This is a genomic window from Myroides sp. LoEW2-1, from assembly GCF_009767705.1.
Lineage (GTDB): Bacteria > Bacteroidota > Bacteroidia > Flavobacteriales > Flavobacteriaceae > Flavobacterium > Flavobacterium album_A.
Window position 1 is genome coordinate 73117 of the sequence record NZ_WSPP01000017.1, and the last position, 18401, is coordinate 91517.

At 35.7% G+C, this 18401-nt stretch carries 15 protein-coding genes; 7 read left to right on the plus strand and 8 right to left on the minus strand.

Going from position 1 to position 18401, the window contains the following annotated elements:
* Positions 1-3: 3 nt before the first annotated feature.
* From GOQ24_RS01840 to GOQ24_RS01865, 6 genes are all read left to right on the plus strand, one after another.
* A complete protein-coding gene (locus tag GOQ24_RS01840; RefSeq protein WP_160338993.1) occupies positions 4-2094 on the plus strand; it encodes a DUF5689 domain-containing protein in 2091 nt (696 codons plus the stop codon).
* A 292-nt stretch (positions 2095-2386) separates the two neighbouring features.
* A complete protein-coding gene (locus tag GOQ24_RS01845) occupies positions 2387-3934 on the plus strand; it encodes a stage 0 sporulation family protein (RefSeq protein ID WP_155090656.1) in 1548 nt (515 codons plus the stop codon).
* Positions 3921-4421, plus strand: a complete 501-nt coding sequence (locus tag GOQ24_RS01850; RefSeq protein ID WP_155090657.1) for a gliding motility lipoprotein GldH — start codon at positions 3921-3923, stop codon at positions 4419-4421. The genes GOQ24_RS01845 and GOQ24_RS01850 overlap by 14 nt, the downstream gene beginning before the upstream one ends.
* A gap of 23 nt (positions 4422-4444) precedes the next feature.
* Positions 4445-6754 carry a penicillin-binding protein 1A gene (locus GOQ24_RS01855; RefSeq protein WP_155090658.1) on the plus strand — a complete coding sequence of 770 codons (2310 nt, stop codon included), beginning with the start codon at positions 4445-4447 and terminating at the stop codon, positions 6752-6754.
* Positions 6755-6825: 71 nt separating this feature from the next.
* Positions 6826-7524 carry a CoA transferase subunit A gene (locus tag GOQ24_RS01860; RefSeq protein WP_155090659.1) on the plus strand — a complete coding sequence of 233 codons (699 nt, stop codon included), beginning with the start codon at positions 6826-6828 and terminating at the stop codon, positions 7522-7524.
* Positions 7525-7551: 27 nt separating this feature from the next.
* Positions 7552-8208, plus strand: coding sequence for a CoA transferase subunit B (locus tag GOQ24_RS01865; RefSeq protein WP_155090660.1), 657 nt, complete (start codon positions 7552-7554; stop codon positions 8206-8208).
* Positions 8209-8274: 66 nt separating this feature from the next.
* Here the strand turns inward: GOQ24_RS01865 and GOQ24_RS01870 are convergent, their stop codons facing one another.
* Positions 8275-9120 (minus strand): universal stress protein, encoded by an 846-nt coding sequence (locus tag GOQ24_RS01870; protein WP_155090661.1) that lies wholly within the window; start codon positions 9118-9120, stop codon positions 8275-8277.
* 129 nt (positions 9121-9249) lie between these two features.
* A complete protein-coding gene (locus tag GOQ24_RS01875) occupies positions 9250-10044 on the minus strand; it encodes an NAD(P)H-binding protein (protein WP_155090662.1) in 795 nt (264 codons plus the stop codon).
* A 99-nt stretch (positions 10045-10143) separates the two neighbouring features.
* Here GOQ24_RS01875 and GOQ24_RS01880 point away from each other — a divergent pair, with 99 nt between their 5' ends.
* Positions 10144-11409, plus strand: a complete 1266-nt coding sequence (locus GOQ24_RS01880) for an ectonucleotide pyrophosphatase/phosphodiesterase (protein WP_155090663.1) — start codon at positions 10144-10146, stop codon at positions 11407-11409.
* Between the two features lie 54 nt (positions 11410-11463).
* On the opposite strand, the gene GOQ24_RS01885 is transcribed toward GOQ24_RS01880, so the two are convergent.
* The 6 genes from GOQ24_RS01885 to GOQ24_RS01910 all read right to left on the minus strand — a co-directional run bounded on the left by GOQ24_RS01885 (position 11464) and on the right by GOQ24_RS01910 (position 18021).
* Complete coding sequence (locus GOQ24_RS01885; protein WP_155090664.1) at positions 11464-12234, minus strand: porin family protein; 771 nt, start codon at positions 12232-12234, stop codon at positions 11464-11466.
* 27 nt (positions 12235-12261) lie between these two features.
* The gene (locus GOQ24_RS01890) at positions 12262-13446 is read right to left on the minus strand and encodes a PCMD domain-containing protein (RefSeq protein WP_155090665.1); all 1185 of its coding nucleotides are present in this window, start codon (positions 13444-13446) and stop codon (positions 12262-12264) included.
* 435 nt (positions 13447-13881) lie between these two features.
* Positions 13882-14655 carry a porin family protein gene (locus GOQ24_RS01895; protein ID WP_155090666.1) on the minus strand — a complete coding sequence of 258 codons (774 nt, stop codon included), beginning with the start codon at positions 14653-14655 and terminating at the stop codon, positions 13882-13884.
* 17 nt (positions 14656-14672) lie between these two features.
* Positions 14673-15830 carry a PCMD domain-containing protein gene (locus tag GOQ24_RS01900; protein ID WP_155090667.1) on the minus strand — a complete coding sequence of 386 codons (1158 nt, stop codon included), beginning with the start codon at positions 15828-15830 and terminating at the stop codon, positions 14673-14675.
* A gap of 300 nt (positions 15831-16130) precedes the next feature.
* Positions 16131-16928 (minus strand): porin family protein, encoded by a 798-nt coding sequence (locus GOQ24_RS01905; RefSeq protein WP_155090668.1) that lies wholly within the window; start codon positions 16926-16928, stop codon positions 16131-16133.
* Between the two features lies 1 nt (position 16929).
* Positions 16930-18021: a PCMD domain-containing protein gene (locus tag GOQ24_RS01910; protein ID WP_155090669.1), complete on the minus strand. Its 1092-nt coding sequence runs from the start codon at positions 18019-18021 to the stop codon at positions 16930-16932.
* Positions 18022-18401 lie beyond the last annotated feature (380 nt).

Sequence of the window (18401 nt, forward strand, 5' to 3'; positions counted from 1 at the left end):
ATTATGAAAACAATTTTTAAATCACTATTATATTTTTCGTTCGCAGGTCTTTTAGTAACTGGATGTGCTAAGAACGATGACTTTTCTACACCTGATATGACTTGTGTGGAGCCTGCAATTAAGGAGCAAGTGAATCTTACTATTGCACAGCTTAAGAATGAAGTAACAGCAACAATGACAACATATGAAAAAGATGCTGTTGTTGAAGGTTATGTTGTTTCAAGTGATCAAGGTGGTAACTTTTATCGCGAGATTTATATCGTTGATGAAGATAACGTGAACTCATTGCTTGTTAAAGCTGAAGTAAAAGCTTCATTCGCTAAATACCAATTTGGTAAAAAGGTATATGTTTCTTTAAAAGGTACTCAAGTACAAATGACTAATGGTATTATTACTGTTGGTGATAAAGATAAAGACCCTAAGAGATCATTTATTTCTTATATTTCTGATCCAACGTATAAAAAACACGTATTTGCTGGATGTGATGCTATAGCTGAAAAAGACTTAATTAAAGAGGTTTCTTTAATGGATGCTGTTAAAGATGAGAATATTGGTAAACTTGTTAAAATTACTGATGTTCAATTCAAAAAAGATATTCACGGAAAACCATTTTGGGATAAAAACAGACCTGCTCCAGGTAATGCTACTTATAATGATATTGTTTCTTCAAAAGAGAATCCTTCAAGTCAAGTGACTTACCGTGCTGTTGAACAATCTACAGATTTCGCTACTAAAAATGTTCCTGCAAAAAGCGGTAGCTTAGTTGGGGTAATGACAAAATTCGTTAGTGGAAGTAATACAACTTTCCAGTTCGTTCCAAGATATTGGTCTGATATCCAATTAGACAAAGATCCATTCGATGGTAGTGGTGAAGGTGACGGAGACGGAGATGGTGACGGAGACGGAGACGGAGACGGAGGAGAAATCGTTGTTGAACCTGGTAAATATTTAGCTTTCCCTGGATCTGATTTTGAGAACTGGGATGAGTTTAATGCAAGTATTAATCAAGAGTATAAATTGAAGTTTGCAACTGAAGGTGCTGGATTAGGTTGGAATGGTTCAAGAGGTCTTTTGTTTAAAGGGACTCCTGAGAAAACTGATTACACATTTAGTGTTGTTAATGTTAAAGTGCCAACTGGTGCTACAGAGCTTTCTTTCTTAATGAAAGGTACTGCTGATGCACGCTCATTATCTATTAATTTGTATCAAGCAGATGGTACATACGTTGCATATAACGTTGGAGATGTGAAAGGTAGTAAACGTGTTGAGAAATCAAAAACAAATAAGGAAGAGCAATTTATTAATAACTATGAAGGAGTTATTGATACTAAAGGAGAATGGGTTAAAATTGTCCTTAACTTAAAAGGTTTTGATTATAATACTACAGGTACTGGTAATTTTATTGGATTCAAACACGGAGGTCCAACAAAAACAATTAGCAGTAATTACGATTTAGTAATCGATGAGATTAAGTTTGAAGATGGTACTCCAGTAGAAGGTGGAGAGAATCCAGGAGAAGGTGGAGAGAACCCAGGAGAAGGTGGTGAAAACCCAGGGGGTGATGTTTCTTTACCAACTGACAAAGGTTTGTATATTTCTGATTTTTCAGATTGGAATGCGTTCGTAAGTAATGTTTCTAAAGAGGGGATGAAAGCTTATGCTGTAGAAGCAAAAGGTAAAGGTCCTAATGGTACTACTGCAATGGAAATTAAAGGACCTATCAGTGGAAATGACTATGTATTTACTTCTTTAGCGAAAAATGCACCAGCTGGAAAAACTAAGGTTTCATTTTATATTAAAGGAACTGCTGATTCAAAATCTATTTCGTTGAATGTTTATAAAAACAGTAAAGATGAAAAGTATAATGCATTTAATCCTGGAACAATTGAGGATACTGATTTAGTTGTCCAAAAAGCAGCTAATAACCAATATGTTGGAAGTATTGATACTAAAGGCAAATGGGTTAAAATCACTTTAGATTTAACTTCTGTATCTAACGATTATCAGACTACTAACGGAGAGAAATTGTTCTCTCTAAAGGTTGGAAAAGATGCTAATTTTGATATTCTAGTTAGTAGCATTTTCTTCGAATAACATTAAATTTTCAAATTTAAGATAGTATAAAAAGCTCGGCATATGCCGAGCTTTTTTTTTGAGGTCTTTAGTACATGTTCTTTGCATCAAGAAAATAATGATGAGTTTGTATCGTTTATGTTATATACCTTACTTTAGTTAGTTCAAGGTGGGGTAACCTTATTTAGGTTTGGGTATATAATGAGTCTCTGTTAAAAAAAAAGTCAATGTCAGCACTAAAAATAGTATCTTTACAACAAATTTTCTCAAAAAATACCTTATAATAAGGTTTAAATTAATAAACATAAATTGAATGGCTTGTACAAATTGTTCGACAGATAAAGGAAGTAATGGGCAACCAAGAGGGTGTCAGAATAATGGAACGTGTGGTACAGACAGTTGTAATAAATTAGCAGTTTTTGACTGGTTGTCTAATATGGTTTATCCATCAGGCAGCGAAGTTTTTGATATAGTAGAAGTACGATTTAAAAACGGTAGGAAGGATTTTTATCGCTATCCTAAAGAGCTAACGATCTCTATGGGAGATATTGTTGCAACTGAAACGTCACCGGGACACGATATAGGTGTGGTTTCATTAACAGGTGAACTTGTGAAAGTTCAAATGAAGAAAAAAGGTGCTGATCCAGAGGGAGATGTACTCAAAATTTATAGAAAGGCTACGCAAAAAGATATTGATATCTGGCAGGAGGTTCGCGAAAAAGAGGAACCTGTACGTATGCGTGCACGGGAACTGGCTATTGAGCTTAACTTGGAAATGAAGATTTCTGATGTAGAATTTCAAGGGGATGGTTCTAAAGCTACTTTTTATTATACGGCAAGTGAGCGAGTGGACTTTAGACAATTGATTAAGGACTTTGCAAGAGAGTTCTCTATCCGTATCGAAATGAAACAAGTTGGTTTTCGTCAAGAAGCTGCACGCCTTGGAGGTGTGGGTTCTTGTGGTAGAGAATTGTGTTGTTCTACGTGGTTAACTGACTTCAGAAGTGTGAATACTGCTGCTGCGCGTTACCAACAACTATCTTTAAACCCTCAAAAACTCGCTGGTCAATGTGGGAAACTTAAATGTTGTTTGAACTTTGAGTTAGATACATATTTAGAGGCATTAAAGGATATGCCAGAGTCAGATACGAAATTAATGACTACTAAGGGAATCGCTTTTTGCCAGAAAATAGATATTTTTAAAGGTCAGATGTGGTTTGCTTATGCAAATAACTCTGCGAACTGGTATGTACTATCTACGGAGCAAGTGAAGGAAATCGTGGATCTGAATAACCGCGACATCAAGGGGGATGAGTTGGAAAGCTATGCTTTGGAGCGCGAGGATTTACCTGAACAAAACGCTGTAGAGGAAGATAGCGTTACTCGCTTTGATCAACCAAAGCGCAAGAAGAAACCTGCACGTAAAAGAAAGGAAAAGTCTAATGATGGAGCTACTGCTAAAGAAGCAAATGCTACAGCAGACAACAGTGGTAATCGAACTGAAAGACGCCCTCGTAATCAAAAGGTACGAAAGGAAGGAGAGGTTAAGAATGTTAAGAACGAAGGAGGAGAAAATGTAGCGAGAACGGAGAAGAAAGAGGGGCAACCTCGCGTGAAGAACAACAAACCTAAAGGTCCACGTACAAGTGAAGATAAGAAACCGAATTTAGGTAAAGAGAAGTCACAGGATACTACACGTAGTGAGAAGGCTAGTGATCAGAAGAAAGGACCTGCTAAACAAAATGATGCTGGAGAGGGAAATGTAAAGAAAGCAAATCCTCGTAATAAGAATCGCAACAATAATAATAGAAAGCCGAAAAACTCTAATAATCAAAATAATAGTTCAAATGCTACTGAATAGTAAAGTTTTAATAGCGCTGATTAGTTTTATCATATTGTCTTTTGCATCTTGTCAGAATTACGATAATGTAGTTTTTGACCAGTTTATTGAAACGAAAGGTCAATGGGAGAAGAAAGATGTAAAAACCTTTGTTTATAAGGTAACGGATACTATTTCTCCTTATAATTTGTATATGAATGTTCGTGCGAACAAAGATTACCCATATAGCAATATGTATGTGATCTTTAAAGTATACCAGCCAAACTTGAGTATTCATGTGGACACCTTACAGTATCAAATGGCAGGTGCTGATGGTACTTTGTTAGGAAATGGTTTTTCTGATATAAAGGAGAGTAAACTAGAGTTAAAAGAAGGTTTTGTATTCCCTCAATCAGGGACATACAAAATGACTTTAGAACACGCAGTAAGAGCCTTAGGCGAAGTCGAAGGTGTAGTTACCTTGCCAGGTATTTCGGAAGTTGGGTTAAAAATTGAGAAAAAAGAATAATATAACAACGAACTTTAAATTCTATGAGTTCTAAACAAAACAATAAAGTAAAAAAAGAGCAAGGTGGTTTTAGAAAGTACCTTCTTGCTTTTTGGTTAATCTTTTTAGGAGGATGTGCTGCAGTAATATTTTTCTTTCTTTGCGCATCTTGGGGTGTTTTTGGGCCTATGCCTACCTTTGATGAGCTTGAGAATCCTGCAAGTAATGTCGCTACGGAAATTATTTCATCGGATGGAAAAACGATTGGTAAATTCTATTTAGAGAATAGAGTACCTGTTTCCTATGATGATTTGCCAGATCATTTAGTAAAGGCTTTAATTGCTACAGAAGATGAACGTTTTATGAACCACTCTGGTATTGATGCAAGAGGGACATTAAGAGCTGTTACTTCTGTTGGTAGTAGTGGTGGAGCAAGTACAATTACGCAGCAGTTGGCTAAGTTGCTTTTTCACGGAGAAGGAGCGAAGAATTTACCAAAGCGTATTGCACAGAAAGCTAAAGAATGGGTTATCGCTGTTAAATTAGAACGTCAATATACCAAAGAAGAAATACTTACAATGTATTTAAACAAGGCTGACTTCGTTAATAATGCTGTAGGTATTCGAACTGCTTCTCGCGTTTATTTAGGTAAAGAGCCTAAAGACCTTACAATCGATGAAGCGGCAATGTTTGTTGGAATGTTGCAGAACCCTGCTTATTTCAATCCTGTAAGACGTCCTGAACTTGTTCAAAAAAGGAGAAATGTCGTGCTACATCAAATGGCGCGTAATGAATATATTACTAAAGAGCAAAGTGTTGAATTGCAGGAGTTACCTTTAAAGTTAAACTATACTCCTGAAAGTCACAGAGATGGTATTGCTACTTATTTTAGGGAATATTTACGTGAATTTATGCGTAGATGGGTAAAAGAAAACCCTAAAAAAGATGGAACAACTTATGACATTTACAGAGATGGTTTAAAGATATATGTTACACTTGATTCTAGACTACAACAGTATGCTGAGGAAGCTGTAACTGCTCATATTTCAAATTTACAAGAGGAGTTCTTTATTGATCAGAAAAGCAATAAAATGGCACCATTTTATAAGATTAATGAAGCAGATAGAGAGGGAATTATTTCTCGTGCAATGAAGAGTTCTGATAGATGGAGACAAATGAAATCTCAAGGTAAGTCTGAAAAAGAGATTGTAGACTCTTTCAAAGTAGAGACGAAAATGCGTATTTTCTCTTGGAAAGGCGAAATAGATACGGTAATGACTCCAAGAGATTCTATTCTTTATTACAAGCATTTTTTACAAGCAGGGATGATGTCTATGGAACCACAAACTGGGCATATCAAAGCTTGGGTAGGTGGAATTAATTATAAGCATTTCCAATATGATCACGTAGGACAAGGGGCAAGACAGGTAGGTTCGACTTTTAAACCATTTGTTTATGCTACTGCTATCGAAAGATTGCATTATTCGCCTTGTGATTCTATTATAGATTCTCCTTTTACAATGCCAAAAGGAAGACATGGGATAAGTAAAGATTGGTCACCTCAAAACGCCAATCGTAGCCATAAAGGTATTATGACTCTAAAACAAGCATTAGCAGGGTCTGTTAACACAGTTACTGCTAAATTAATGGATAGAGTAGGACCAGCTGCAGTAATTGATCTGATGCGAGATTTAGGTGTTACCTCTGAGATACCAGAAAGCCCTGCCATTGCATTAGGAGCAGTGGATATTACCGTAAGCGATATGGTTGCTGCTTTTAGTACATTCGCAAACCAAGGGATCTATGTGAAACCTGTATTCATTAGTAAAATTCAAGACAAGAATGGTGTAGTGCTTTATAATGCTGTACCAGAAACTAAAGATGTAATGAGTAAAGACGTTGCTTTTGCTATAGTAAAACTACTTGAAGGTGTAACAGAGTCTGGTTCAGGTGTTCGATTACGCACTACTTGGCAAGGGAGTGGCTATAAGAGAGTAACAGGTCACCCATATAAGTTTACTAATCCTATTGCTGGAAAAACGGGTACAACGCAAAATCAGAGTGATGGATGGTTTATTGGTATGGTCCCTAATTTAGCAACAGGTGTTTGGGTTGGGAATGACGATCGTGCTGCCCACTTCAAAACGATGTTGTATGGACAAGGAGCTACTATGGCCTTGCCTATCTGGGGAGTTTATATGAATAAAGCTTATGCAGATAAAACATTAGATATCTCTAAAGGGAATTTTGAAGTACCTGCTAACTTATCTATTCGCGTAGATTGTAGCAAAGTCACGGAGGACACCAAGTCTGAAGATGAGTCAGAGTTAACAACAGATGAATTTGATTTTTAATAAATAGAACGCCTTTTTTTAAAGGCGTTTTTTTTTATATATTAGGACAATTAATTAAACCAAAAAGTCCTATGATAAATAAAAAAGTAGCTAATGTTCAGGTAGCTTTATCTGACATTGCAGATAATATGACGATTATGCTTGGTGGTTTTGGGTTATGTGGAATACCTGAAAACTCTATTGCAGAATTGGTTCGCAAGAATGTGAAGGGATTAACTTGCATATCTAATAATGCAGGGGTTGATGATTTTGGATTAGGTTTGTTACTTCAAAAGAGACAGATTAACAAAATGATATCTTCTTATGTTGGTGAGAATGCTGAATTTGAAAGGCAAATGCTTAGTGGAGAATTAGACGTAGAACTTACTCCTCAAGGTACATTGGCAGAGAAATGTCGTGCGGCTCAGATGGGAATACCTGCATTTTACACTCCTGCAGGTTATGGTACCGAAGTAGCTGAAGGTAAAGAAGTTCGCGTGTTTAAAGGGAAGCCACATATCTTAGAGCATGCTTTTGATGCGGATTTTGCTATTGTGAAAGCTTGGAAAGGGGACGAGGCAGGAAATCTAATCTTTAAGGGAACAGCTCGTAATTTTAATGCTTGTATGGCTGGTGCCGCAAAGATTACTATTGCGGAAGTGGAGGAATTGGTCCCAGCGGGTGAGTTAGACCCGAATGAGATCCATGTTCCTGGCATTTTTGTCAAGCGTATATTTCAAGGAGAGAAATACGAGAAGCGCATTGAGCAACGTACAGTGCGTACGAAGTAATCATTCATCAACCATTAAAAGTACATTATGTTAGATAAAATAGGTATTGCAAAGAGAATAGCAAAAGAGCTACAGGATGGGTTCTATGTAAATTTAGGGATAGGAATCCCTACTTTAGTTGCTAATTACGTTCCACAAGGTATGAATGTAGAGTTTCAAAGTGAGAATGGTGTGTTGGGAATGGGACCTTTTCCCTTTGAAGGAGAAGAAGATGCTGATTTAATAAACGCTGGTAAACAAACGATAACAACTTTGAAAGGAGCTTCTTTTTTTGATTCAGCGACCAGTTTCGGAATGATTAGAGGAAAGCATGTGGACTTGACCATCCTTGGTGCAATGGAAGTCTCTGAAAGCGGAGATATTGCCAATTGGAAGATTCCAGGTAAAATGGTTAAGGGAATGGGAGGAGCTATGGATTTAGTAGCATCTGCTGAAAATATTATTGTTGCTATGATGCACGTTAATAAGATTGGAGAATCGAAGATATTAAAAGAATGTTCGCTTCCTTTGACTGGTGTAAAGTGTGTCAAGAAGATTGTTACAGAACTTGCTGTAATGGAAGTAACTGATAAGGGAATTAAACTATTAGAACGCGCCCCTGGCGTATCTGTAGAAGATATTATTAAGGCTACGGAAGTGACGTTGCTAATTGAAGGAGATATTCCTGAAATGATATTAGACTAATTATCAGGAATTATAAAAGAGAAACGGGCTGTATTTTTTCAAAAAATACAGCCCGTTTTTATTGCGTTATTTCTTTCTTGTTTTGTAAACAAAGAATGGCGTTTTTAAATGCTTGGCCAAATGTTGGGTAGTACTCTTTTGCAGAATACTTTCAAAGAATGATTTATTTCTTTGGATTGTAGCAACCATATCCACAGGTTGTTCGCTTTGTATAAACTCCAATATTGCCTTATCTGTATTATCTGAGGTGAAAATATGGAAACTGATAGGTCTATTTTCATAGCGTTTTTTCCATTTCTCATACACTTCATCGCAAGAAGTACAATTTTTTTGTTTAATGTGAACACATTTTATCTTCGCACCAAGGTTCTCTGCAGCTTGTACTAGTTCATCTAATGTATCTTGTTCTTCTTCGTTGAATAATGAAGTAAAGATTATATTATTAAGCTGTTTAAAAGTAGCCTCTTTCGGAACACTCAATACAGGTACTGTAACTTTTGAGATTGTATTCAACGTATTTGTACCTAAGAGTTTCTTGTGAAAACTTGCATTTCTTCCGTCTGTTCCCATGACTACAAAATCAATTTCGTGCTCCTCTATGGCGTTTAATATCTCTGGGATAAGTAAACCTTCCTTAACTTTAAAAAAGACTTCTACGTGGTCTAAATTTAATTCAGAACGCAAATTAATTAATATTGGGCTATTAGCATGTAATTGCTCCAGTTTTTCGAACTCATTTTTTTTGATCACATTGTCAACTAAATGAGGGCTGATATGGCCTGATATTACTGGTGGGTCATAGACATGCAATACATATAGCTCAGCATCTTTTTGATCAGCAAGTTGTAAAGCATACTTAAATGCGTTATTTGCCGTCTCAGAATAATCAGTAGGGAATAATATTTTTTTCATTTTCTAACACTTTCATACTGTCTACAATATACAAATAATTAATATGTAATGCAGTTTTTTCTTTGAAAAGTACAATGATAATTATCTAAATTTAATAGGAATAATATTTTGTACAGAAGTAAAATAATATTAGTATCTATAAGGGATTTCGGTGACTTCACTAATTAAATTTCCAGTTATTTTTCGGTAAGAAGCCTTGTCATTTTCCCCTAAAGGAGGTAGTGTTAAGTTGTTCTCTTTGGCTTGTTGCGAATAGTAATCTAATCTACTTTTAAACGATGGAGACACAATGTTGTAAATTGTAGTTTGTGCAACTGGTTTAATGACCATGGCTACCGTATATGCAATTATATCTTCTAAGTGAATCATATTGATAGGCATATCAGGGTTGTCTAAGAAGGCTTTCTTGCAGATGTATTCGACAGGTTTTCTATTATGGCCATACAATCCTCCTAAGCGAAGTACACAAGTTTTAAAATGAGAGTTGCTCATCAGCACTTGTTCAGCTGCTAAAATTTGTTGGGCAGTTGCTTCTTGTGAGTATTCTGTACACTGTTCTGTAATTGTTACTGAAGATGGGGCATAAACGGAAACTGAACTCATCATGATCACATTCTTGATTTGCTGTGTTTCTATTGGCTCAATGAGTTTCTTAAAGTTTAGTGCATAAGTTGGGGTATCTTCATTACGAAAGGGAGGGATGGTAATAATTAGCGTATCTATACCATTTAAGAAAGTATTTAGGACAGCGCTATAATCATCAGTGTATAAGTCTAATAGGTAAGGGTCAATACCTTGTTCTTCGAAGTATTTTAGCTTGTCCAATGAGGTAGTTGTACCTTTTACGGTGTATCCTTTTTCTATTAAATTTTGAGCTAAAGGCAGTCCTAACCAACCACACCCTAAAATACCTATGGTTTTCATATTCTTAATATTAGATTTAAATTTGTTATAAAAATAAGCATTTACTTTGTAGTGCTTGATTTATCTCAAGATATTTGAACATTGAAAAACACGAATAAAATGAACAAACTGTTATTATCAGTTCTTGGTTTTTTGACTATGACATTAAGTACAAATGTTGTAGCTCAAGAAAAAGAGAAACAATTGGTTATTGAGAATCGCTTAAATAACCCAAAACAGGTTGACAAACCTTATGTTATTTTGATTTCTATAGATGGGTTTAGACACGATTATATAGAAAAGTACAATGCCGAGTTTCTAAAGAGTTTAGGGGAACAAGGAGTAAGAGCAGAGTCTATGCTGCCTTCTTATCCTTCTGTAACTTTTCCAAACCATTATACGATTGTGACTGGATTATACCCAGCTCATCACGGACTTGTTGGAAACAATATTTATGATCCTAAAATGGATGCAAGATATTCGTTGGGCAATGCTAAAGCAGTTCGAAATAAAGATTGGTACGGAGGAACACCTCTATGGGTGTTAGCTGAACAACAAGAGATGTTATCTGCTTGTTATTATTGGCCAGGTTCTGAAGCTGATATTAAAGGTGTTTTACCATCGTATTACTACAAGTATTCTGAAAAAACTCCTATGCAGGATAGAATAGGCGAAGTTGTGAATTGGCTGAGCTTACCAGAGGATCAACGTCCACATTTCATCACTTTTTACTTGCCAGAAGTTGATCACGCAGGACACCGTTATGGACCAGATGCACCTGAAACAGAGGCAGCTGTTAAATTCGCTGACGAATCGATTAAACAGTTAGTATCCGAAGTAAGCAAAACAGGTCTTCCTGTTAACTATATTGTAGTTTCTGATCACGGTATGGTGGAATTGAACCAGAAGAAACTATTGAAGTTTCCAATCAAACTTACAGGTGAAGACTTTAAGATTACGAGAAACGGAACGTACGTGAGTGTATTTGTAAATGATAAATCTAAAATTGACTATTGGTACAACAAAATTTCATCAGCTGCCAATAAGAAGTATATGAAGGTGTATAAACACGATGAATTGCCAGAGTCATATAATTTTGGTGGAGAACACGATCGTTTTGGTAGAGTAGGAGATATTGTAGTTACAGCAGAGTCACCTTACTATTTTACAGATAGAAAACTTGCTGGTAGCCATGGATTCGATCCCAAAACAGTAAAAGAAATGCATGCTATTTTCTTGGCGTATGGACCGCAAATCAAATCAAATAAAGTAATTCCTTCATTCGAGAATGTGCATGTGTATCCTATCGTAACTGAAATTTTAGGTTTAGAAGTTACTGAAGATATAGATGGAAATACTGAAGTTGCAAAACAAGTATTGAAGTAAAATTTTTGATCATTAAAAAAGGCATATAGTCAATTGACTATATGCCTTTTTGTTTTAAAACTGATAACCAAAACCTAAGTTAAGGTATATGTTGTGCATGGAGAATGATATCGCATCGAAATCACTTCTAAGTACCCCATTGAATCCATAAGTAAGATCTGAGAATAGTTTGAAGTTTTTATTCAACGTCCATTCACCTCCTATTTGAGCTCCCCATTGAAACTTGCGAACTTCGTCCGAGAAGTCGTATTCTCCACGTTCCTCATCTTTAAAGTTGATTCTATCACCGACAGGAGAGTCTTTTCTAAAGGTTCCATCATAGACATAACCATCAAAGTTCTTGTCAATAAGACCTGAGAGATATACTCCCCCATAGATGTTCCATTTAGGCGTTATTCTATAGACTGCAGATATAGGAAATGTTATGTAAGTATTTCGAACATTTGTGCGTACTTTTCCATCATAGTATCCATTTAATTCTGTTCCTTCATAGAAAATACGAGTTTTGTAATCTTTTACTTCAGCTTTTGTTTTCATACCTTTTCCTTCAAATCGCAAGCCGATTCTTACCCCCCATTTTTGATCAACTGTAAGCCATTTAGTAGCATTCGCTTCCAAGCCTAATTGTAATGTTGGATTATAACTGTCAATCTTTCTAATTTCACGAGGTAATCCCAGAGGAGAGCTCCCTCCAATACTAAATTGAGCTCTTACTTGATAGTCCATATTGTGGATAAAGAAGTTTTCTTCTTTTGTGTTTTCTGTTACTTGAGCCGTAACATATAAGGGCATCAGAGCAACTAATATGATATATATATATTTCATTGTTTCAAATTTTTAGAATAGTTGTCATTAATTGTCTTCAAGAACAAGTTCAATCTCGTCAATCCAAAGTGTACTACCGATAGCACCTCTAAAGTCTGCTCCTTGGATACTGGAAGTGAATACAAGTGCAATCATATATTCTTTTGAAGGGTCAAAAGTTTTGTCATTAACATTTTTGAAATTTGCTTCAAATGGCGTCCATTGTTCAGTTTCTGGATAACTACCTTCCTCTATTCTCGCAACCATTACCATTTTCTCACTCTCAAAGTTATGAACACCATCCAAATAATTCTTGTCTGTTGTCTTTTCAAATAATATGGCATAAGCGTCCCATGTATCTCTATCTAAGTCTTTTAGAGCAAATTCATTTTTAGCTCCATAAAAATCACCTGCTTTATATTTGTAGAAGCCTTTTAATGTGATGGGCTTTCGATTGGTATTATAAGGTATACCAAATTTCGGTGACGCCGCTGGTACTGACATGTTTAAACTAAAAGTACCAGTAAATAAATTACCAGCTGCGATCCCTGGTGTTTTTATGAATCCAGTCATTTTGTGATCTAAACCAGTGAGAATGGTTGATAGCTTCGCCGCTTTGCCTTTGTATCCATCAAAATCTACAGCAGTGGGATATTGTGAAGGATTTGTTAGTTTTAATTTTCCAGCAGGCATTATTGAAAACCCTTGGTTCCCACTTGACCAAAGGGTGTTTACCTCATTTTTATCTGTATAGCTTATGAAATTAATATATACATCAGAAGCATACCTTTCATCGACGTCATACTCTTCTTGTAAAACCGCACTTCCTTTGTATAAAAGGTAGTCTTCTAAATTAAAGTAAGTTGGAAACTCACTAAGGATAAAATTCACATAATACGTTTTGGTCCAAGCATGGTCTTCAGAAGTAACAATATACTTCTGAGGTCCATTTGTAAAGTCCAAGCTGGTACCACTTTCAGGTTGGATGGTAGCTCCAGGAGAAAGTACAAATTCAGGGGCAAAAATATTGTCTTCTTTATTTTGTTTTAGTTGGAATATTATAATATCCTCATCTCCAACTTTTTTATTGTGATTGAGAAGTAGTACTTCTGCATCTGCTATTGTAGCCTCTAATATATAAGCTTGTTTGCTCGGTGCTTCATCTTTTATGCATGAGGATAATGTCACGCTTATCAGTAAGAATAAGCTAAACAATAAGTAGTTTTTTTTCATTGAATCGTCATTTACGTTAATTTACTTTTGTATTACTCTATCTAAATAGAAATTTAACTCACAAAGGTATACATCTATTAAAGAGTAGATAGTTTCCTTGAAAGTTGTTAATGATATGGTTTAAGTGTAAGGTGGGGATAAGAAAGTGTTCTTATAGGGCAACTAAAGATTGGATACATTGAATTGTATTTATCTTGATGATGGAAACTTTGTTATTTATGTATTATATAAATAAGCCGACCTGTTTAGAGTCGGCTTAATTTTATATTAAGTTTGATTAGATATAATTTCCACATTAGTTAAATACTGCAAAACCACTCTACTTTATTGTGTTAACAAGATCTCTAAGGTAACACTTTTGCAGATTTGAATTGCAACATTAGGTCTACTTGAAATTATTATCTTTTGTTTATGTCCCTATCGCATATTTTTGTTTTAAAACTGATAACCAAAACCTAAGTTAAGGTATATGTTGTGCATGGAGAATGATATCGCATCAAAGTCACTCTTAAGCACCCCATTGAATCCATAAGTAAGATCTCCGAATAGGAAGAAGTTCTTATTCATTTTCCATTCAGCTCCAATTTGTGTACCCCATTGAAATCTATTTACTTCATCTGAGAAGTCGTAATCAGCTTGTTTACCATCTTCAAAGATAAGTTTTTGACCAGTCGAATTACCTTGTCTTAAGTAACCATCATAAACATACCCATCAAAGGATCTGTCAATGGTAGCAGATAGATAGATACCTCCATATACTGTCCATTGAGTATCTACATTATAGGTAGCTAATATTGGAAAAGTTAAGTAAGTGTTTCTCACTTGTGTCTTTACATTACCAGTGAAGTTACCTTTTACTTGTGCTCCGTTATAATTGATCTGTGTAAGGTAATCTTTTACTTTCGCATCTGTTTTCATTCCTTTTCCTTCCACTCTTATACCTGTACGGATACCCCATTTTTGTTCCTCTGTAAACCATTTTGTGAAGTTAGCCTCCATTCCTAATTGTAACGTTGGATTATAACTTTTTATATCTCTTATTTCACGTGGTAGTCCCAGTGGAGTTGCTCCACCGATACTGAATTGTGAACGTATTTGTACCGTTGTATTTGTATTGAAGAAGTGTTGTCTTTTTACCTTTATTTCTTGTGAAAAAATAGGCAATGAAAGTGCACAGATTAATATCGTTGTTATATATTTAAAGTTCATGTGATCCTTTTTTTAGATTAGTTTTTAGGGTTCTCGTTTTCATCATTTGTCAAGATTTCAACCTCGTCAATATACAAAGTACTTCCAATGGCACCATTAAACAAACTACCTTCTTCACTCGAAGAGAAGACTAAAGCAAGTTTATATTTTTTGTTCTTTGGGTCATAGGTTTTTCCTTCTACATATTGGAATGGTACTTCGAATAAGGTCCAAGTACTTGTCTCTTTTTTCTGTGATTCAGGTACTCGTGCGATAGAGACGATCTTTTCATCTATAAAATCATGATCTCCATATAGCACATCTTCTGGACCTGCTTCAAACAAGATTGCATAGGCATCCCATCTATCTTCTTTGATTTTGTTTTTCTCTAAGTTATTAATTTGGAATTCCTCACCTCTTTTATACTTAAAGTATCCTCTAAGCATAATTGGTTCTTTAGTGAAGCTAACTCCAAATTTAGTTCCTTTTAATGGTTTAGATACCGCTATTGCTAAATCAAATTCTCCTAAGAATAAGTTACCTGCAGCAAGGGGACTTCCCATCATAGGACCTAAAGGTTCTGTTGATAATGTGGTAAGTTTTAGTCCATGTCCTACAAACCCATTAGATACAGCTGAAGTAGGAAAGTCACTTGGCTTTTTCGGATTGTCTGTATCTCCATCAGTCATCGCAAAACCAATGTTTCCACTAGCCCATTCGAAAGTTTCTTTTTCTTTTCCCGTATCTTCATCTATTCCGTTCTCATAGAATACGTGGTAGATATCTGCATTATAGAAACCACCAGCTTTCTCCTTGAATGTTTCAAATTGATATGCTGTTGATATTTCAGAGTTTACAAATTCTATAGTATAGTTTTTTTTGAAAGTAGCACTCTGTGAAGTTACTTCATAAGTCAAAGGCCCTTTACTAAAGTCTCTTACCGTTCCGCTTGCTGGTATAATTGTTGCTCCGTTTGTAAGTCGAAACTCTGGTGCTACTTTAGTTAAATCAAGTGATTTATATACGGTAAATGTCACTTTATCATTTGAAATAATAGGAGATGACAATATAAATTCCTCCGGAATAGTTGCTATTTCTATATCAGCCTCGTTATTTAATGCCTCATCTTTGATACAAGATGAAAAGGTTATCCCTATAAACGCGAGTAGGGGTATAAATAAGTAATTTAATCGCATAGGTTAATCATTTTATTAATTAGTAAATTATTATGTGTTATGTTTTGTTCGGTAAAAACCGAACTGCAAATTTACACAAACTATTTGATTGATTAATTGATTGCTAAATCACAGTGAATTGGAATCTTTAGCTTTTTTTGGTCTAAAAAGCTAAATAACAATTCGTTTTATTAGCGAATTGTTATTTTTAGGTGCGTTTTTTTAGAGTTTGACAGTGAAAATAACGCGAATGGCTTTTGAATAAAAAAAAAGCCTGAAGATAGTATCTTCAGGCTTATGCTATAGGGTATGAGATGAAAACTAAAATTGGTAACCAAATCCTAAATTGACGTAAATGCTATACATATTAAAAGTTATGGCATCAAAGTCTTTTTTGAATAAGGGATTTAACCCCCAGTTTAGATCGGCAAATAGGCGAAAATGTTCATTCATCTTGTATTCACCCCCAAATTCTAACCCCCATTGAAATCGGTTTAATTCATTCGAAAAATCGTAGTCACCTTTGGCACTTTCTTCGAAGACAATAGGCGTACCAACGGGTGTGCCCTCACGCATTACTCCGTCGTATACATAGCCTGTGAAGTCCTTATCTATCAATCCAGAAAAGTAGAAACCGCCATAGACATTCCAGCTATTTGTCGCCTTCCACGTTGCTAAGACTGGAAAAGTAACGTAAGAGTTCTTCATTGTGGTCTTCACATTTCCTGTAAAATATCCTTTAGTCTGTTTGCCTTCTTCTCCATCTATTTGGGTATAGTAGTTCTTTACATTTGCATCAGTTTTCATTCCTCTGCCTTCAAATCGCAAACCTGTTCTAATTCCCCATTTTTGGCTTTCTGAAAACCATTTTGTAGTTGTAAATTCCAGACCAAGTTGCAGAGTTGGATTATAGCTGTTTACCTCTCTGATCGATGCTGGCATTCCAAGTGGAGTACTTCCTCCAACACTGAATTGTGCCCTCAGTTGGTGGTCCATGTTTTCTTGGAAGAAGTTACGAAACTTCGAGGTAGTAGAAACCTCTGTATTCTCTTGAGCAAGGGCTGTAGTAGTACAGCAGCTTGCAACTAGCAGAACGGTATATAAAAGTATATTTTTCATCTTATTCGTCTTTGTCAAAAACCAATTCTATTTCATCTACCAGTAAGGTGCTTCCAATAGCCCCTGTGAAAAATGCTCCTTCTATACTCGAAGTCATGACTATAGTCAGCATGTAATCTCTTTGAGGGTCGTATGTCTTTCCAGGTAGTAATTCAAAAGGCACTTCAAACTCAGTCCAAGTGTTTGTCTCTTGTCTTAGTTCTTTTGGTATACGCGCAATGGCTATATTTCGAGGATCTTTAAAATTGTGATCTCCCGATAAGTAATTATTTTTCTTCTGCGTTTCAAAAATGATTGCGTAGATATCGAAGTCGTCTTTTTTATTTGGAACAGGTTTGAAATTCACATCTGTTACCACTTCACCAGCTTTATATTTATACACTCCACGGAGTGATTTGGGCATTTCTCCATTGTATGGCAGTCCAAATTTGGTTGATTTAACTGTATTTAGATAGTTTAGTTTAAATGTACCAATGAATAGATTACCCGCAGCGATTGGATTACCCGTTTTGGCTGCGAAATCAGCTGTGTAAACCGTTTGCATTTTTACGGCAAGTCCTCCGCGACGTCCAGGAGCAATTGTAGTTGGGTATCCTTCAGGGGGAGTAGATCCAGCTATTGTAGCATATCCCTCATTGCCACTGTCCCAATCCATTATTTTATCTCCATTGGATCCAATCTCAAAAAAGCGATAATACCTGTCTTTATCTGTTAGTTCAGCATTATTGAAGGTGTATAAGGTACTTAATTCGTCTGACGTGAAACTTATTGTATAATCTTTACGCCACTTTTTGTCTTGTGCAATAACAGTTACCTTTTGGCTGTTTCTAAAATCTCTTGTCAGGCCGTTTGGAGGATCTAACGTCGCATTAGGCGATACTATAAAAACAGGAGATTGATGTTCAAGGTCAATATTTGACTTGACTCTAAACTCCACTGTAGTATTCGTAATAATAGGTTCTGTCTTTAAGTATTCTGACGGAATGTATGCCTCTAAAATATCTGCATTTGTATCGAGTTCTTCCTCTTTAATACAACTAATTGTGATTATAGAAGATAGAAAAAGTAGACTAAGAGCGATTTTCCTAAACATAGTAAGTTGTTTTTATTACGATAGTGAATATACAAGTTTCTTGCCAATTTTTAGTTTTGTTTTATCACTTCCTGTGATGTCAAAGGTCATCAAGTCAGTGGAGAGTAGAGATAGAGTGTATCTGCCAAGGCTTTGAGGTATTGTAGGAGGACTTGTTATCGCTGTGTTCTAATATTGTTGACAGGGTTATCGCATAGTGGTCGGCTAAAAAAGGTAATAAATAAGCCGATCACAAGCCGACCAAAAGCCGACCACAAGCCGACCACCATTTAAAAGGATTGTCTCGTCCTAATATAGCTGTACAGTTATTGTTTATAATCCTGCTTTTAACTGTACATTTGGTTTTATAATCCTATTATAACTATACAGGTACTTGTTGT

What these genes read in the sequence shown, in the direction of transcription:
- GOQ24_RS01840 (WP_160338993.1), top strand. Translation starts at nt 4, where the DNA reads ATGAAAACAATTTTTAAATCACTATTATATTTTTCGTTCGCAGGTCTT.
- GOQ24_RS01845 (WP_155090656.1), top strand. Translation starts at nt 2,387, where the DNA reads ATGGCTTGTACAAATTGTTCGACAGATAAAGGAAGTAATGGGCAACCA.
- GOQ24_RS01850 (WP_155090657.1), top strand. Translation starts at nt 3,921, where the DNA reads ATGCTACTGAATAGTAAAGTTTTAATAGCGCTGATTAGTTTTATCATA.
- GOQ24_RS01855 (WP_155090658.1), top strand. Translation starts at nt 4,445, where the DNA reads ATGAGTTCTAAACAAAACAATAAAGTAAAAAAAGAGCAAGGTGGTTTT.
- GOQ24_RS01860 (WP_155090659.1), top strand. Translation starts at nt 6,826, where the DNA reads ATGATAAATAAAAAAGTAGCTAATGTTCAGGTAGCTTTATCTGACATT.
- GOQ24_RS01865 (WP_155090660.1), top strand. Translation starts at nt 7,552, where the DNA reads ATGTTAGATAAAATAGGTATTGCAAAGAGAATAGCAAAAGAGCTACAG.
- GOQ24_RS01870 (WP_155090661.1), bottom strand. Translation starts at nt 9,120, where the DNA reads ATGAAAAAAATATTATTCCCTACTGATTATTCTGAGACGGCAAATAAC.
- GOQ24_RS01875 (WP_155090662.1), bottom strand. Translation starts at nt 10,044, where the DNA reads ATGAAAACCATAGGTATTTTAGGGTGTGGTTGGTTAGGACTGCCTTTA.
- GOQ24_RS01880 (WP_155090663.1), top strand. Translation starts at nt 10,144, where the DNA reads ATGAACAAACTGTTATTATCAGTTCTTGGTTTTTTGACTATGACATTA.
- GOQ24_RS01885 (WP_155090664.1), bottom strand. Translation starts at nt 12,234, where the DNA reads ATGAAATATATATATATCATATTAGTTGCTCTGATGCCCTTATATGTT.
- GOQ24_RS01890 (WP_155090665.1), bottom strand. Translation starts at nt 13,446, where the DNA reads ATGAAAAAAAACTACTTATTGTTTAGCTTATTCTTACTGATAAGCGTG.
- GOQ24_RS01895 (WP_155090666.1), bottom strand. Translation starts at nt 14,655, where the DNA reads ATGAACTTTAAATATATAACAACGATATTAATCTGTGCACTTTCATTG.
- GOQ24_RS01900 (WP_155090667.1), bottom strand. Translation starts at nt 15,830, where the DNA reads ATGCGATTAAATTACTTATTTATACCCCTACTCGCGTTTATAGGGATA.
- GOQ24_RS01905 (WP_155090668.1), bottom strand. Translation starts at nt 16,928, where the DNA reads ATGAAAAATATACTTTTATATACCGTTCTGCTAGTTGCAAGCTGCTGT.
- GOQ24_RS01910 (WP_155090669.1), bottom strand. Translation starts at nt 18,021, where the DNA reads ATGTTTAGGAAAATCGCTCTTAGTCTACTTTTTCTATCTTCTATAATC.